Source organism: Pseudomonas sp. P135, from assembly GCF_020312125.1.
GTDB classification, from domain to species: domain Bacteria; phylum Pseudomonadota; class Gammaproteobacteria; order Pseudomonadales; family Pseudomonadaceae; genus Aquipseudomonas; species Aquipseudomonas fragariae.
Window position 1 is genome coordinate 392,549 of sequence record NZ_JAGPYR010000006.1, and the last position, 15,881, is coordinate 408,429.

The window sequence follows — 15,881 nt, forward strand, 5'->3', positions numbered from 1 at the left end:
AGGCCTTGTGGGAGCGAGCTTGCTCGCGAAAGCGATTGTCCAGACGCCCTGTTTTCTGTGGCTGCACTGGCCTATTCGCGAGCAAGCTCGCTCCCACAGGACCGATGCGCTGCGGGGACGGCACGCCGCCGTATTTGATGACGACATGCGCCCCCACGCTGAAGCGCTTGGCGTTGTACACAGGCTTTGTGGGAGCGAGCTTGCTCGCGAAAGCGATTGTCCAGACGCCCTGTTTTTTGTGTCTGCACTGGCCTATTCGCGAGCAAGTTGGCTCCCACAGGACCGATGTGCTGCGGGGACGGCACGCCGCCGTATTTGATGACGACATGCGCGCCCACGCTGAAGCGCTTGGCGTTGTGCACAGGCTTTGTGGGAGCGAGCTTGCTCGCGAAAGCGATTGTCCAGACGCCCTGTTTTCTGTGGCTGCACTGGCCTCTTCGCGAGCAAGCTCGCTCCCACAGGACCGATGCGCTGCGGGGGCGGCACACCGCCGTAGTTGATGACGACATGCGCCCCAACGCTGAAGCGCTTGGCGTTGTGCACAGGCTTTGTGGAAGCGAGCTTGCTCGCGAAAGCGATTGTCCAGACGCCCTGTTTTTTGTGTCTGCACTGGCCTATTCGCGAGCAAGCTCGCTCCCACAGGACCGATGCGCTGCGGGGGCGGCACGCCGCCGTATTTGATGACGACATGCGCCCCCACGCTGAAGCGCTTGGCGTTGTACACAGGCCTTGTGGGAGCGATAAGCACAAGGCGTGGGGACGAGACTTAGGGATTTTTAAAAGGACCGCATCATGAGCAAAACACTCGCTGCACTGGCCCTCGGCCTGTTGACCCTGACCGCTTACGCCGACGACAAACCCCTGAAGGTCGGCACCACGGCAGCTTTCGCCATACCGCTGGAAGCCGCTGTCGAAGAAGCCGCCAGGCAGGGCCTGAAGGTCGAGCTGGTAGAGTTCACCGACTGGATCGCGCCCAACGTCAGCCTCGCTGCTGGCGATATCGACGTGAACTACTTTCAGCACATCCCGTTTCTGACCAATGCCAACGAAGCCGCCGGGTTCGGCCTGGTGCCCTACGCCCCGGGAATCATCAACAACGTGGGTCTGTACTCGAAGAAGTACAAGCGCTTCGACGAACTGCCGACCGGCGCTACAGTGGCCATCGCCAATGACCCGATCAACAGCGGACGCGGCCTGCAACTGTTGGCCAAGGCCGGGCTGGTCACGCTCAAGGAAGGTGTTGGTTACAAGGCCACCGAGGAAGACATCACCGCCAACCCGAAAAAACTCAAGCTCATTCAGGTCGAAGCCGTGCAACTGGTGCGAGCCTACGACGATGCCGATCTGGTGCAGGGCTACCCCGCCTACATCCGTCTGGCCAAGACCTTTCCCGCCGACTCGGCGATCCTGTTCGACGGTCTGGATCACCCGGAATACGTGATTCAGTTCGTGATCAAGCCTGACCACAAGGATGATCCGCGTCTGGCGAAATTCGTCGACATTTATCAGCACTCGCCGGTCGTCCGCGCCTCACTGGACAAGGTCAACGGCAAGCTTTACCAGGCCGGGTGGAAAGAATGACCGCAACCGCACAACGCCAACGGCCACTCGACACAACGGGCGCAGGTCAACGGGCGCAACAGGCCGAGCTGCATCCGGAGCTGAATCGCGCGCATGTGCGCTTCATCAACCTGGGCAAGACCTATCACGGCAAGCAAGGCCCGGTGGAGGCGCTGGGCAATATCGATCTGGCCGTCCAGCACGGCGAGATCTTCGGCATCATCGGCCGCAGCGGCGCAGGCAAATCCTCGTTGATCCGCACCATCAATCGCCTGGAGCAACCGAGCAACGGTCGCGTATTGATCGATCAGGTGGACATCGGCGAGTTCAACGAAGACAAGCTGGTGGAGCTGCGCCGACGCATCGGCATGATCTTCCAGCACTTCAACCTGATGTCCGCCAAGACCGTCTGGCAGAACGTCGAACTGCCGCTCAAGGTCGCCGGCGTGCCCAGGGAGCAACGCGCGCGCAAGGTCGCGCAGTTGCTGGAGCTGGTGGGGTTGCAGGACAAGCACAAGGCGTATCCCGCGCAACTGTCCGGCGGGCAGAAACAGCGTGTCGGCATCGCTCGCGCGCTGGTGCACGACCCGGCGATTCTGTTGTGCGACGAAGCCACTTCGGCACTGGACCCGGAAACCACCCAGTCGATCCTCGGCCTGCTGCGCGAGATCAACCAGCGCCTGGGCCTGACCATCGTGCTGATCACCCATGAAATGGCGGTCATCCGTGATATCTGTCACCGCGTCGTGGTGCTGGAACAGGGACGAATCGTCGAGCAGGGGCCGGTATGGCAGGTGTTTGGCGACCCGCAGCACGACGTCAGCAAAACCCTGCTGGCGCCGCTGCAAACCGGACTGCCGAAAGAGTGGGCCGAGCGCCTGAGCGATCAGCCGCAACGACCCGATGCGGCCCTGCTGCTGGACGTGCATTTCACCGGCGTCAGCGCTGAAGGGCCGGATCTGGCGGCGCTGTTCACGGCACTGGGCGGCAAGGTGGAGTTGCTGCAAGGCGGCGTCGAGCGCATTCAGGACCGGGCCATCGGGCATCTCATTCTGTCGGTTGCCGGCTCGCCACACAGTCGGGACGAGCTACTGGCGCGCGCCCGCACACTGGCGCCACGCGCGGAGGTATTGGGTTATGTGGGTTGATCGCTTGCTGCAAGGCACCCTCGATACCTTCCTGATGGTCGGTGTGTCGTCATTGATCGCACTGCTGCTGGGCATCCCGCTGGCGGTGATTCTGGTGACCAGTTCCAAAGGCGGCATCTACGCAGCACCGGGGATCAACCGCGTGCTGGGCGGCTTCGTGAACCTGTTTCGCTCGATTCCGTTCTTGATCCTGATGGTCGCACTGATTCCGTTCACCCGGATGATTGTCGGCACCACCTATGGGGTCTGGGCAGCGGTCGTGCCGCTGACCATTGCCGCCACGCCATTCTTTGCGCGGATCGCCGAAGTCAGCCTGCGCGAAGTCGATCACGGCCTGGTCGAGGCGGCGCAGGCGATGGGCTGTCGGCGCTGGCACATCATCTGGCATGTGCTGCTGCCGGAAGCGCGGCCCGGCATCGTCGGCGGCTTCACCATTACCTTGGTGACCATGATCAATTCATCGGCCATGGCCGGTGCCATCGGCGCAGGCGGGTTGGGCGATATTGCCTATCGCTATGGCTATCAGCGCTTCGACACGCAGGTGATGCTGACCGTGATCGTCTTGCTGGTTGCGGTCGTCGCGCTGGTGCAACTGGGCGGCGACCGATTGGCACGCAGCTTCGACAGGCGCTGAGCAGCCGCCACGCAGCGAGGGTATATTGGCAGTCTTCCCTTACCGGACCGCCCTTGATGAAACTCGACCCACAGACCCTTGCGCAGATCACCGCCGCGACCCTCGGCAACTACAACAGTGTGGCCGACGACTTCCGCGCAGGCACCCGCGACCACGACGTCAGCCAGAATATCGACGCGCTGCTGCGCCATATCGAAGGACCGACGCCCTGGCAGATTCTCGACTTCGGCTGCGGGCCGGGGCGTGATCTGAAGGCGTTTACCGCGATGGGCCATGTGGCGGTCGGGCTCGACGGCTCCGAACGTTTCGCCGAGATGGCCCGCGCCGAGACCGGCTGCGAAGTGTTGCAGCAAAACTTCCTCGAACTCGACCTGCCGCAAGGCCGCTTCGATGGCCTCTTCGCCAATGCAGTGTTATTCCACATCCCCAAACAGGAGCTGCCGCGCGTCCTGCGTCAGTTGCATGCCACGCTCAAACCGGGCGGCGTGCTGTTCAGCTCCAATCCGCGCGGTGAGAATCAGGAAGGCTGGAACGGCGAACGTTACGGCGCTTATCACGACCTGGAATCATGGCGAAAATTGCTGACCGAAGCCGGCTTTGTCGAACTGGAGCACTACTACCGTCCCGCCGGGCTGCCGAGGGAGCAGCAACCATGGCTGGCAAGTGTCTGGCGGCGTCAGTGATGTCCGGCGTTGTGAAGCCGGTGTACTGTCACTTCTGACAGTATCGCCCTGGCCACGCAAGCTTTAGCATCGTTGCACAGCAGTACTTGCATACGGCTGACAATGGACCTGACATCAACCGATCAAAGGAACTGATCATGGCGAATGAATATGTGCAGAACGGCGACTTCAGCGACGGCCTTGCCCACTGGGTAACACCGGAGGACTTTGAGCCAGACTTCAAGCCGATGGGGGAAGGCGCAGGTCAAAGCATTAAACTGAACATTGGAGTGGCAATCAGCCAGTCCATCGTCGATCTGCGGACGAAGACCCTGCATATCGAATTCGATGTGATGAGCGCAGACCTGCGCCTGGATGAGGTGCTTTTTGTTATAGCCGTGGGTGGCTACAATCAGGAAGGCGCGATGAATCTATCCCCGGTCATCGGCCTCGCAACCCAGCAATGGGAACACATTTCCGGCGATATCAAGTTCGGAGAATTGCTTGAGGACTTCTTCCTGAACATATCGGCTCCGTCAGAAGCTTTTATCCTCGCGTTTTCAAACTCAAGACTGGCCTCACCGTACGGCCCTGTACGGTTCGCCAACCTCAGCCTGTCCACGATCGACGCCGAAGACGCCGACGGGAACGACTGATTACCGCGTCAGCAGCCCTGCCCCCTGTCACAGGCGGCAGGGCACGCCAGACTCAATGCGCCGGCTGCGCGTGCTCGCCTTCATCCTTGTCAGCCGCTTCGCGACGCTGTTCGTCGGTCGGCTCCTTGATGCGGTACCAGGCCACGTACAACGCGGGCAGGAACAGCAGGGTCAGCAGCGTGGCGATGATGATGCCGCCGATCATGGCGTAGGCCATCGGCCCCCAGAACACCTCACGGGCGATTGGAATCATGCCCAGGCTGGCCGCGGCCGCGGTCAGCAGGATCGGACGACGACGATGCTCGGTGGCTTCGACCACGGCGTCCCACGGCAGATAACCACTTTTCTCATAGGCATCGATCTGGGTCACCAGAATCACCGAGTTGCGGATGATGATGCCGATCAGCGCCAGCACCCCGAGAATCGCCACGAACCCCAGCGGCGTCCCCGTCGGGATCAGCGCAAGCACCACGCCTATCAGGCCGAGGGGCGCGACACTGGCCACCAGGAACATCTTCTGAATGCTGTGCAACTGAATCATCAGGAACGTCGCCATGAGGAACAGCATCAGCGGCGCAACGCTGGCAATCGGCCCCTGTGCCTTGCTGCTTTCTTCGACCGTACCGCCGGTTGCAACCTTGTAGCCGACCGGCAGACCCGCGGCAAACTTGTCGATTTCCGGTTGCAACTGCTTGACCAGATCAGTCGGCTGAATCGCGTCGCGGACGGCGCCTTTCACAGTGATGGTCGGCTTGCGATCGCGGCGCCAGACCAATGGCTGCTCCAGCTCGTAACCGACCGTGGCAAACGCCAGCAGCGGGATCGACGTGCCGGTCGGTGTCACGATTTGCAGGTTCTGCAGGGTTTCCGGCGTACCCCGCTCGGCGTCTTCAGCACGTCCGACCACGTTGATCAGGTAGATGTCATCACGCACCTGAGTCACGGTAGAGCCGCTGACCACGCTGTTCATCAGCTTGGCGACGTCCTCGGACGACAGACCCAGCTGCCGGGCCTTGTCCTGGTTGATGTCGATGCGCAGCACCTTGCCCGGCTCGTTCCAGTCGTAGATCACTTCGCCCACATGTGGGTTGTGATCAAGCAGCGTGGCCAGCTCGATGGCGTGCTGACGCACCTTGTCGATGTTCTCGCCGCTGACGCGATACTGCAACGGACGACCCACCGGCGGGCCCATTTCCAGCGCCTGCACATACGACCCGATGCCGACGAAGTCATCACGCAGGCGCTTTTGCAGACGGGCAGTCAACGCGCCGCGCTCTTCCAGGCCTTTGCTGACAATGACCAGCTGGGCGTAAAACGGATTTTCCAGTTGCTGATCGAGCGGCAGGTAGAAACGCAACGCGCCCTGGCCGATGTAGGTGCTCCAGCGCTCGATGTCCGGATCGTCCTTGAGGCTCGCTTCAAAACGATCGACCAGCTTGCGCGTTTCGTTGATCGAGGCGTTCTGTGGCAGGTTCAGGTCGACCAGAATTTCCGGGCGGTCCGAAGACGGGAAGAACTGGTTCTGCACGAACTGCATGGAGAACAGCGATGCAGCGAACAACCCGACCGTGATGGCAATCGCCAGCCAGCGATGACGCATGGCCCAGAGCATGCTGCCGTTGAATGCCCGGCCTATGCGCCCCGGCTCTTCGGATTTGGGCTTGATGTTGGCGCTCAGAATGTGCACGCCGATCACCGGCGCAAACAACACGGCAACCACCCACGACACCAGCATCGCCACGGCAATCACGGCAAACAGCGTGAAGGTGTATTCCCCCGCCGAGCTGTTGTTCAGACCGATCGGCACAAAGCCGGCCACGGTCACCAGCGTACCGGTGAGCATCGGGAACGCGGTCGAGGTGTAGGCGTACGTCGCGGCCTGCTCCTTGGATTCCCCCATTTCCAGCCGTGTGACCATCATTTCCACGGTAATCATGGCGTCATCCACCAGCAGGCCGAGGGCGATGATCAGTGCGCCGAGGGAAATCCGTTGCATGGTGATGCCGCTGTATTCCATGAACACAAACACCATCGCCAGTACCAGCGGAATCGAGCACGCGACCACCAACCCCGCGCGAAACCCGAGGCTGACGAAGCTGACCAACAGCACGATAATCACCGCCTCGAACAACGCGCTGGTGAAGCCGCCCACGGCCTTGTTCACCACTTCGGCCTGATCCGACACCTTGTGCACGCCAATGCCGACTGGCAGCTCCGCCGTCGTAGCGTCCATACGTTCATGCAGCGCCTTGCCGAACGACTGGATATTGCCGCCCTTCTGCATCGCGATGGCCAGGCCGATCGCCGGTTTGCCATCGAAGCGGAACAGCGGCTTGGGCGGATCGGTGTAGCCACGGGTGATGTCAGCAATGTCGCTCAGACGGTAAAAACGGTCATTGATGCGCAGATTGACGGCAGCCAGATCCTTCTCGGAAGCGAACTGCCCGGAGGTGCGTACCGAGATCCGCTCCGGCCCGGCTTCGATCACCCCGGCGGGCGTCACCGCGTTCTGCGATTGCAGGCTTTGCACCACCTGGCTCTGATCGATGCCCAATGCCGCGAGTTTGCGTGTCGAGAAGTTCAGGTACAGCACTTCGTCCTGCTGACCGATCATCTCGACCTTGCCCAGGCCGGGCACGTCACGGATGTCGGCGCGAACCTTCTCGACGTAGTCACGCAACTGACGCATCGAGAAACCGTCGGCGGTAAACGCATAGATCGAGCCGTACACATCGCCGAACTCGTCGTTGAACGACGGGCCTTGCAGCCCCTGCGGGAACTGGCCACGGATGTCATCGACTTTCTTGCGCACCTGATACCAGATTTCCGGTATCGCCTTGGCATTGGTCGTATCACGCAAGTACACGAAAACCGTGGACTCGCCCGGTCGGGTATAGCTCTTCACGTAGTCCAGCGAGTCCAGCTCTTCGAGCTTCTTCTCGATCCGGTCGGTGACCTGCTCGAGGGTCTCGTCCACCGTCGCGCCCGGCCAGCGGGTCTGGATAATCATGGTCTTGATGGTGAAGGATGGGTCTTCCTCGCGGCCCAGCTTCATGTAGGAAAACACGCCCATCAACAGCGCGACGAACATCAGGTACCAGACGAACGACTGATGCTTGATGGCCCACTCGGACAGATTGAAATTTCCTTTCATCGCGGGCTTTCCTCATCGACTTTGACTTTCTGGCCCGGCTTGAGGCTGTTGACGCCCGCGCTCACCACTTTTTCACCCGCTTTGACGCCATCGGTCAGCACGAAGGAGTCGCTGTCACGGCTGGCAATAGTCACCGCTCTGGGGTTCACCGTCTGGCTCTGCGAGTCGACGATCCAGACCTGGCGTTTGCCATCGACTTCCTGCAGGGCATTGATCGGCAGACGCATGCGCGGCGTGATGGTCGAGCTGAGCGTCACGCTGATGGCCGTGCCCAGCCGGAACGCCGCTGGCGTTTGCGCCAGCGACAGACGCGCACGGCGCGTACGTGTGGTGCGGTCGGCCTGGGGTTCGATTTCGCGAATGGTGGCAGTGGTGTTCACTTCCGGATTGAGCTGACTGGCGACGGTGAAGACCACGTCGGACGGTAACTGGTCGGCCAATGTATCGGGCAGGTCGATCACCGCTTCCTTGATGTCCGGCCGCGCCAGGGTCACGACTTCCTGACCGGCTGTCACCACCTGTCCGGCTTCGACTTTCCACTCGGTAACCACCGCATCGTGATCACTGCGCAGCTCGCTGTAGCTTAATTGGTCGCGGGCCTGTTGAGCCGCGGCTTTGGCCTGCTCCTGCGACGAGCTGGCGGTCTTCAGGTCGGTCAGGGCGATGTCCAGTTGCGCCTGGGCACCGACGCCGCGATCGAACAGCTCCTGCTGGCGCCGAGCATTGGCCTGGGCGTTGATCAACTGCGCCTGAACATTGGCCAGGTCGCCCTGCCGGGCACGCACCGTGTTCTGCTGATCGGTCGGATCGAGGGTTGCCAGCAAGTCGCCTTTCTTGACTTCAGCGCCTACGTCAACATCGCGCCGGGCAATGCGCCCCGCGACACGAAAGCCCAGCACACTTTGATAACGCGCCTGGATATTGCCGGCGAAACGCCCGAAATCCTGATTCGACTCAGGCCGGACTTCGACAAACACGACGGGACGCACCGGCTCGGGAGGTGCTTCATCTTTGCCACAGCCACTCAATAAAACGCCGCTCAACAGCAGGCTGCCCAGCAACAGACATGACCGACGCTTCATGGCTGCACCTGTGCATTCTGTGGTTTGGGCTGTTCGGCAATGTCGACCTGCATGTCCGGGTGTAACAACTGTCCGCCTGCCACCACAACTTTCTCTCCACTCTTGAGCCCGTCGCCAATGATGACTTTGGACGTCAGGTAACGGGTAACGGTGACCTTGCGCAGATTGACCTTGCCCTGCTCGTCCACCACCCATACGGCAGGCTTGCCCAACTGTTCGCCGAGGTCCTTGGTCAGCGCCGCCCATGGCAACTCGACACTGGCGTTGGCCGGTGCGCTCAGCGCCACGCTGACCACCGAGCCCAGGTCCATGCCTTCCGGCAGCGGGTCCAGGGCAATCTTGATCTGCAAGGTACCGGTCTGCGCCGACACCGCCGGGGTCACTTCGCGCACTTTGCCGCTGACCTTGATGTTCGGGTTATCGAGCAACGTGACCTGCACGGCCTGATTGGTCGGCGGCTGAACGAACAGCGACTCGTAGACATTGAACACCGCATCGCGATCACCGTCGCGCGCCAGATCGAAAATCGGCATGGTGGCCTGCACCACTTGCCCGACTTCAGCCTGACGCGCGGTGATCACACCCGGCGCGTCAGCGACCAGAGCGGTATAACCCAGTTGCTCGCGAGCATTGGCCAGTTGCGCCTGCGCCGCTTTCAACGAACTCTCGCTGCCACGCACGGCGGCCTGGGCCGAGTCATATTCGCTGCGACTGGTATAACCCTTGGGCAGCAGCTTTTGCTGACGGACAAACGCAGCGCGGGACTGGCTCACGCGGGCCTGCTCGGCCGCCACGGCAGCAGCGGCCGAATCGACATTGGTCTGCAGATCCTTCGGATCGAGCCGCGCCAGCACCTGCCGGGCAGTGACCCGGTCGCCCACATCGACGTTACGCTGAATGATCTTGCCATTGACCCGGAAAGACAGGCGGGTCTGCACCCGCGCCTGAACATCACCGGTCAGGGCGACACTGGCGGCGAAGTCGGCACTTTTTACCGTCTGCACGTAAACCCTGGGCAGTTCGGGCGCCGCCGGTTTTTCCTCGCCACAGCCCGCCAGCGCCGCCAAGGCAGCGGCCAGACCGAACGTAACCAGTCTTGAAATACGAACGGGCATGCAGACTCCTTGTGCGACTGCCGGATGCGGACGTGATCAGGGCGAGAGAATAGCGTGAGTATGCGACTGTGTGCGAGAGGGAGGGTTCATTGGGGGGCGCTATTTGCAGGAGAAGGGAGCCTGTCAGCTGACTATAGAGAACAGGACATGCTACGAGAGTGGACCGTTCTGAAAGAATGACTGACAGGCACATGATACATACTTGAAACCCCGGCTAGCCCAAGCCTTCGTTTACCGTGCGGGCCGTGACAACAGACATGAGCGGAGTCTGCTTTTATAGTTAGATGAGACTGACCTCTTTAGTCCCGCAACAGCGATGCATATTGATCCCTCCCGGTAATTTCAATGCCACTCACGTTATCTCCCTGATCGCGTGTGCTTTAGTGCGAAGCGTCTGACCATCATCGATACGCGTCAAAGTCAGTAAACCAGGGGGCCTACTAGTCGAATCAAGTACTACAACGCGTTTCGCATCTTTATCTCGTATTTTATTGAGCATAACCGGGTCAAGAAAGCTGGAAGAATAGTAATCGTAAGGACCGTTCTTCATGACGTCGGCCTCCATAAGCTCTAATCGAAACGTAAGTGCACTGTCAGAAGATGCGGGGGGGCCCTTCAATTCATCAGCATGGCGAGTCAATTCATCAGCCTGGCGAGTCAATGCCTCAGCATGGCGAGCGCTCGATTGTTTTCTAGCGGACGCCAAATCACTCGCCTCCCTCTTGCCTGTTTTAATCTTGGCTCTCATTTGTTTTAACTTGACGCTCGTCTGTTTTAACTTGAAACCCGTCGTAGCAAATGCCCCCAAGCCGGCCATCAAAGAGATGCTCCCGACGACGGTGAGCGTGGTACCGAGCGTACTGTCCGAATCCTTGAGCCCGGCAGCCGTCGCTATTGCGCCCGCTCCGGCAGCACTAAGTACAATGCCTGATATCAAAGCAGCCAACGCCGAGAAATGCCCCGTCGGATCAACCCGATTGACCGGATCACCCACACAATACGCATACGCATTCAACCCGCCCTTGCCAAACGGGCTCATGCTGTCAGGACTGTTGAAGCGCATCAAAACCGGGTTGTAGGCGCGATAGCCATTGCCGAGCAGGTAATGGCCGGTCAGCGGGTCAGGCTGCTCGCCGTTGAAACCGGGTAGCTCTGCACTAGCCTGCACGGCTTGATGATGCCCGAATGGCGTATAGACAACGTCAGATTGTTGCCCGGCTTCGCTCGCGTGCAGAACGCTATTGTTACGGTCGCCGGCGATCATCGTCGTCACGACCTCATCGCCCTCCCGAAGCTGTTGCGCCAGCAGCTGGCCGCCTGCGCGGACACAGGTTCTTTGCCTGCCGCCCTGCAACTCGGTCATCAGTTGTTCGCCGTTGTAGAACCGGTTGAAGACGGCCTGAGCTAACGGGGTCAATGTGGACACACGGTCCAGCGGGTCGTAGGTGTACCTGCACAGAATGGCCATTATCGTTCCTTGATGATGACGAAGTCAGAGCTTCAGCGTGACCCGAGTCGTGATGCAGGTCTACTGGCAGAAATGTCAGCGACCAGGTTCATGTAGAGCGTGGAGAGACGCAATGCTGATTTCAGGCCAAACGGACTCAGGCTCTCGGCGCCGTTGAACCGCATCAAAAGGGGTTTGTAGGCGCGATAAAATTCCAGAAGACACATCTACCCTGAAGGTCCCTGACGAAATGGAATCTGGTTTAGATTAAACTGCCGTTTCGCGCACCGACCCGGCACTCCCACGGATACGCGCAACATCAATTGAAATACCGGGTAATGCAGGTGAGGCCGAATTGCTCCGCACCGAGGAATTACCAGGCCGAGAAGGAAATTCAGCTAGCTCTATCGCCTCGGCATAGGTGGGCGGTGGCGCTTCGACATAGACGGGCGGTGGCGCGTTGGGACGCTCCATCGCTTGGTCGTAAGTTGGGGGCCTGTCGGTGGATGCAGCGGATGGCGCAGAGTGGTGATCTGGAAGCTCTCTCGCGGAGCTATTTGTCGGGCCGCGAGCCCGGCCACGAGTAAAGGCGGATTTTGCGGACATTGCACCACCGGCCAATGACAAGGCACCCAGACCAACAGCCGCCCAACCCAGTTCCGAGCCACCCTCTACATCGTAATAATTCATAAGCGCAGATGCTGTAGTCGCGGAAGAAGCACCAAATCCGGCAAGCATAGTCGGCCCAACCACTTTAACGTTCCGTACTCTAGGAAAGGCATAAATGCCTAATGCAACACCCACCACAGCCATGGCCAAGCTTGCATAAAATTCCCAGGACTCATGCCCTGTAGGGTCTGTGCGATTAACCGGATCCCCCACACAATAGGCATACGCATTCACCCCACCCTTGCCAAACGGGCTCATGCTGTCCGGACTGTTGAAGCGCATCAAAACCGGGTTGTAGGCGCGATAGCCATTGCCGAGCAGGTAATGGCCGGTCAGCGTGTCAGGCTGCTCGCCGTTGAAACCGGGTAGCTCCGCGACAGGCCGGACAGCATCACGATGACCGTAAGGCGAATAGGCAATATCTGCTTGCTGCATGGCACCGCTCGCGTGCAGAACGCTGTTTTGCTGGTCACCGGGGAGCATCGTCGTCATCACTTCATCACCCTCGCGACTCTGCTGCGCCAGCAGCTGGCCGCCTGCGCGGACACAGGTTCTTTGCCTGCCGCCCTGCAACTCGGTCATCAGTTGTTCGCCGTTGTAGAACCGGTTGAAGACGGCCTGAGCCAACGGCGTCAATGTGGACACACGGTCCAGCGGGTCGTAGGTGTACCTGCACAGAATGGCCATTATCGTTCCCTGATGATGACGAAGTCAGAGCTTCAGCGTGACCCGAGTCGTGATGCAGGTCTACTGGTAAAAATGTCAGCGACCGGGTTTATGCAGAGAACGAAGAGGATGTTCAAAGATGAGTGTTTTGAATCTCTGGATCATCACTTCGAATACTTGAACGTGAGGATCGAATGCGATTAGACCCAGTTAAGGAGCTCTGCTTAGACATCGAAGCTTTTTTTGCAGCTCGCGCTGAGGGTCTGGAACGATAATACGTCCAGCCACGAAGCCCGACGACAGGGACAACAACAACTATAGCAACGCTTCTCAGCGTACGAGCTGCCAGTGAATCACGCTCGAACTTACCTGCAATATAAGAGGCGGTCCATGTCGCACTGGCAATCAGCGCTCCGACACCAATGGCTGCCGAGACTTTTTCCACCGTGGTCGCCGGTCTTCTGAGCGCGGAAGTCTGGGAGAGGGCATCGACAGCGTTTGCTTCGGGATCTAGCTTCACTCCCTTTATCACAGCCTTTATAGACGAACGAGCCGTCAGAAGGCCAAAAACGCCGGTAACAAGGGCTGTGCCAAGGTAGATGTACGTCTGCACATCATCAATGAGTCCATGTCCCGTAGGATCGGATCGATTGACCGGGTCACCCGCATAATAGCCATACGCATTGACTCCGCCGTTGCCAAACGGACTCAGGCTGTCAGGGCTGTTGAAGCGCATCAGAACGGGGTTGTAGGCGCGATAACCATTGCCCAACAGATAATGACCGGTCAACGGGTCAGGTCGCTCACCGTTGAAGCCTGGCAGCGGGTTCAGCGCTTGCCGATGCCCGTAGGGGGTGTAGGCGATAGCGGCAGGCAAGCCGGCCGATACGGTGTGGAGCACGCTGTGCTGTTGGTCCGAGCCGATCAACAACGTGGCGAGCGCTGACTGCGTAGCGAGCAACTGGCGATCGTGATGCAGGAAGCGAAGGTGTTCTGCATCCTGAATCTCGCTGGCCAGCGTGTCGGACTGATAGAACGAACGGGCAATGGACCCTCCCACAGGCGTGCGAGTCGCGAGCCGGTCCAGCGCGTCGTAGCGGTAGCGGCATGGAGTGGTTTGCTGGCGCATGACGAGTAACCGGAGTGGTCTTTCAGCGAGGCAGGCCTCTTCAAGCACACAATGCGTTAACTGAACCTTAGCGGCTACTCGTAGAACTGCTAGGTTTCATCAGGGCTGTCAGGGTTCTGAACACATGCCAGCGAGCGCTCCAGCTCGGCCTTGGCCATATTGATCAGATGCACCACCGAGAACGCCAGATCGCGTTTCAGGCCATCGAGGTTGTCACCGGTTTCATACGCGGTGGCAGAGGCACAGCGCAGTATGTCGCTGACCTGTATCAGAGAGTCTTCCAGAGAGTTGGGGAGCGGCGGGGACGGGGTTGAGTTGATCATCATGTGTGCCTCTGCAAGTGGGGCCATCAGATGTTCGCTGCTAAACAAACAAGGGTGGCGACTTTGACGCGGGTTAGCAGACCGGTAGAGAACACAGACCCGGCGCACTCGAAAGTGCCCCACGCAAAGCCGCCATAAAACGGTAATTGCGCTGCGTGTCTCTGGACAGGCTGCTAAACCCGATCGCTGAAAATCAGCGACCGACGCAGCCTAGAGTGCAGACTTGGCAGGCGCAAGGGCCCGGGATTTTCTAGGAAAGGTCATACGCAGGAAAGAGAAAAGACTGAAGGAAAGGTCCTGCAGGACAGGTTTTTCGTGAGCGGAAGTAACCTGAATCTTTCAGAAGAGGACGCAGAGCGTCCAGAACGGCATTCCCACGCTGGAGCGTGAGGAACGATAGGCGCCCGGGAGATCACTTATCGTTCCTCACGCTCTGCGTGGGAATGCTCTTCATGACGCTCCGCGTCATACATTCAGGAGGACGCAGAGCGTCCGGAAATCCATACCCACGCGGAGCATGGGTACGATGGCGTTCCCGAGATCACTTATCGTTCCTCACGCTCTGCGTGGGAATGCCGTTCGTGACGCTCCGCGTCATCCGCAAACCGCGCCGATCAACTGCCCTGGGTGCCGTGCGCTTCTTCGAAGAAGAAATCCTTCCAGCTCGCCGCCTTGTTTTTCAACACACCCAGCTCATGCAGTTTCTCGGCGTAGATGAAGGTGCGCTGCGGCGTGACGGTGAAGTCGATTTCCGGGTCGGCGACGATTTTCTCTACCAGTGGCAACGGCAGCTTCGATTGCTCGACGCGGATGTAGGTCTGCGCGGCAGCGGGCTTGTCGGCCTTGATGATCTTCTCGGCTTCGGCCAGCGCATCGTAGAACGCCTTGTAGGTCTTGGGGTTTTCGTCGTGGAATTTCTCGGTGGTGTAGAGCACGTTGAACGTCGCCTGGCCGCCCAGCACGTCATAGGAACTGAGCACCTTATGCACATTGGGGTTCTCCAGTTCCTGGTACTGGAACGGCGGGCTGGAGAAGTGCGAGTTGATTTCCGAGCCACCGGCAATCAGCGCGGAAGTCGCATCCGGGTGCGCGAGGCTGACCGAGATGTTGTCGAATTTCTTGTAGTTGTCGTTACCGAACAGCTTGGCGGTCTCGATCTGCAACGTGCGCGACTGGAAGCCCACGCCCGCAGCCGGTACGGCGATGCGGTCCTTGTCGGTGAAGTCCTTGAGGGTCTTGACGTTGGGGTTGTTGGTCAGCAGGTAATTGGGCATCGAACCCAGCGAGGCAATCGCCTTGACGTTCTGCTTGCCCTTGGTGCGGTCCCAGACGGTCAGCATCGGCGGCACGCCTGCCGACACCACATCCAGTGCGCCAGCCAGCAACGCTTCGTTCATCGCGGTGGCACCGGAGATGCTGTTCCAGTCGACCTTGATGTCGAGGCCCTGCTCCTTGCCGTGTTTCTCGATCAGTTTCTGATCGCGCACCACGTCGAGGATCAGGTAGCCGATGCCGAATTGCTGAGCGATGCTGATCTTGCCTTCAGCCTGGGCACCGCCGCTGAGCAGCGCGCCAAACAAGCCAAGCGTCGCCGCCAACACAGTCAGTGCCGGGCGTTGAAATGCAGTGTTCATGT

13 protein-coding genes are annotated in these 15,881 nt (G+C 59.7%); 5 read left to right on the plus strand and 8 right to left on the minus strand.

Annotated elements, in window-relative coordinates; genetic code table 11:
• The first annotated feature begins 792 nt into the window (after nucleotides 1-792).
• The 5 genes from KBY08_RS12470 (at nucleotide 793) to KBY08_RS12490 (ending at nucleotide 4,660) form a co-directional block, all read left to right on the plus strand.
• Nucleotides 793-1,581, plus strand: coding sequence for a MetQ/NlpA family ABC transporter substrate-binding protein (locus tag KBY08_RS12470; protein ID WP_024642254.1), 789 nt, complete (start codon nucleotides 793-795; stop codon nucleotides 1,579-1,581).
• On the plus strand, nucleotides 1,578-2,708 hold the full coding sequence (locus KBY08_RS12475; RefSeq protein ID WP_024642255.1) for a methionine ABC transporter ATP-binding protein: 1,131 nt from the start codon (nucleotides 1,578-1,580) through the stop codon (nucleotides 2,706-2,708). Before KBY08_RS12470 ends, KBY08_RS12475 begins: the two co-directional genes overlap by 4 nt.
• Nucleotides 2,698-3,342: a methionine ABC transporter permease gene (locus KBY08_RS12480; RefSeq protein WP_003403166.1), complete on the plus strand. Its 645-nt coding sequence runs from the start codon at nucleotides 2,698-2,700 to the stop codon at nucleotides 3,340-3,342. The genes KBY08_RS12475 and KBY08_RS12480 overlap by 11 nt, the downstream gene beginning before the upstream one ends.
• A gap of 56 nt (nucleotides 3,343-3,398) precedes the next feature.
• A complete protein-coding gene (locus KBY08_RS12485; protein WP_024661045.1) occupies nucleotides 3,399-4,025 on the plus strand; it encodes a class I SAM-dependent methyltransferase in 627 nt (208 codons plus the stop codon).
• A gap of 137 nt (nucleotides 4,026-4,162) precedes the next feature.
• Nucleotides 4,163-4,660 (plus strand): hypothetical protein, encoded by a 498-nt coding sequence (locus tag KBY08_RS12490; RefSeq protein ID WP_024661044.1) that lies wholly within the window; start codon nucleotides 4,163-4,165, stop codon nucleotides 4,658-4,660.
• A gap of 52 nt (nucleotides 4,661-4,712) precedes the next feature.
• Here the strand turns inward: KBY08_RS12490 and KBY08_RS12495 are convergent, their stop codons facing one another.
• The 8 genes from KBY08_RS12495 to KBY08_RS12530 all read right to left on the minus strand — a co-directional run bounded on the left by KBY08_RS12495 (nucleotide 4,713) and on the right by KBY08_RS12530 (nucleotide 15,879).
• A complete protein-coding gene (locus tag KBY08_RS12495) occupies nucleotides 4,713-7,814 on the minus strand; it encodes an efflux RND transporter permease subunit (RefSeq protein ID WP_024661043.1) in 3,102 nt (1,033 codons plus the stop codon).
• Nucleotides 7,811-8,896 (minus strand): efflux RND transporter periplasmic adaptor subunit, encoded by a 1,086-nt coding sequence (locus KBY08_RS12500; RefSeq protein WP_024639257.1) that lies wholly within the window; start codon nucleotides 8,894-8,896, stop codon nucleotides 7,811-7,813. Before KBY08_RS12500 ends, KBY08_RS12495 begins: the two co-directional genes overlap by 4 nt.
• Entirely contained in the window at nucleotides 8,893-10,011 is a 1,119-nt protein-coding gene (locus tag KBY08_RS12505; RefSeq protein ID WP_011266337.1) for an efflux RND transporter periplasmic adaptor subunit, read from the minus strand. Before KBY08_RS12505 ends, KBY08_RS12500 begins: the two co-directional genes overlap by 4 nt.
• A 352-nt stretch (nucleotides 10,012-10,363) precedes the next feature.
• On the minus strand, nucleotides 10,364-11,479 hold the full coding sequence (locus KBY08_RS12510; protein ID WP_024641565.1) for an RHS repeat-associated core domain-containing protein: 1,116 nt from the start codon (nucleotides 11,477-11,479) through the stop codon (nucleotides 10,364-10,366).
• A gap of 246 nt (nucleotides 11,480-11,725) precedes the next feature.
• Nucleotides 11,726-12,814: an RHS repeat-associated core domain-containing protein gene (locus tag KBY08_RS12515; RefSeq protein WP_225651150.1), complete on the minus strand. Its 1,089-nt coding sequence runs from the start codon at nucleotides 12,812-12,814 to the stop codon at nucleotides 11,726-11,728.
• A gap of 112 nt (nucleotides 12,815-12,926) precedes the next feature.
• Nucleotides 12,927-13,922 (minus strand): RHS repeat-associated core domain-containing protein, encoded by a 996-nt coding sequence (locus KBY08_RS12520; RefSeq protein ID WP_225651151.1) that lies wholly within the window; start codon nucleotides 13,920-13,922, stop codon nucleotides 12,927-12,929.
• An 89-nt stretch (nucleotides 13,923-14,011) separates the two neighbouring features.
• Nucleotides 14,012-14,245: a DUF6124 family protein gene (locus KBY08_RS12525; RefSeq protein ID WP_024660469.1), complete on the minus strand. Its 234-nt coding sequence runs from the start codon at nucleotides 14,243-14,245 to the stop codon at nucleotides 14,012-14,014.
• Nucleotides 14,246-14,859: 614 nt separating this feature from the next.
• Complete coding sequence (locus KBY08_RS12530; RefSeq protein ID WP_024659619.1) at nucleotides 14,860-15,879, minus strand: ABC transporter substrate-binding protein; 1,020 nt, start codon at nucleotides 15,877-15,879, stop codon at nucleotides 14,860-14,862.
• Nucleotides 15,880-15,881: the final 2 nt, after the last annotated feature.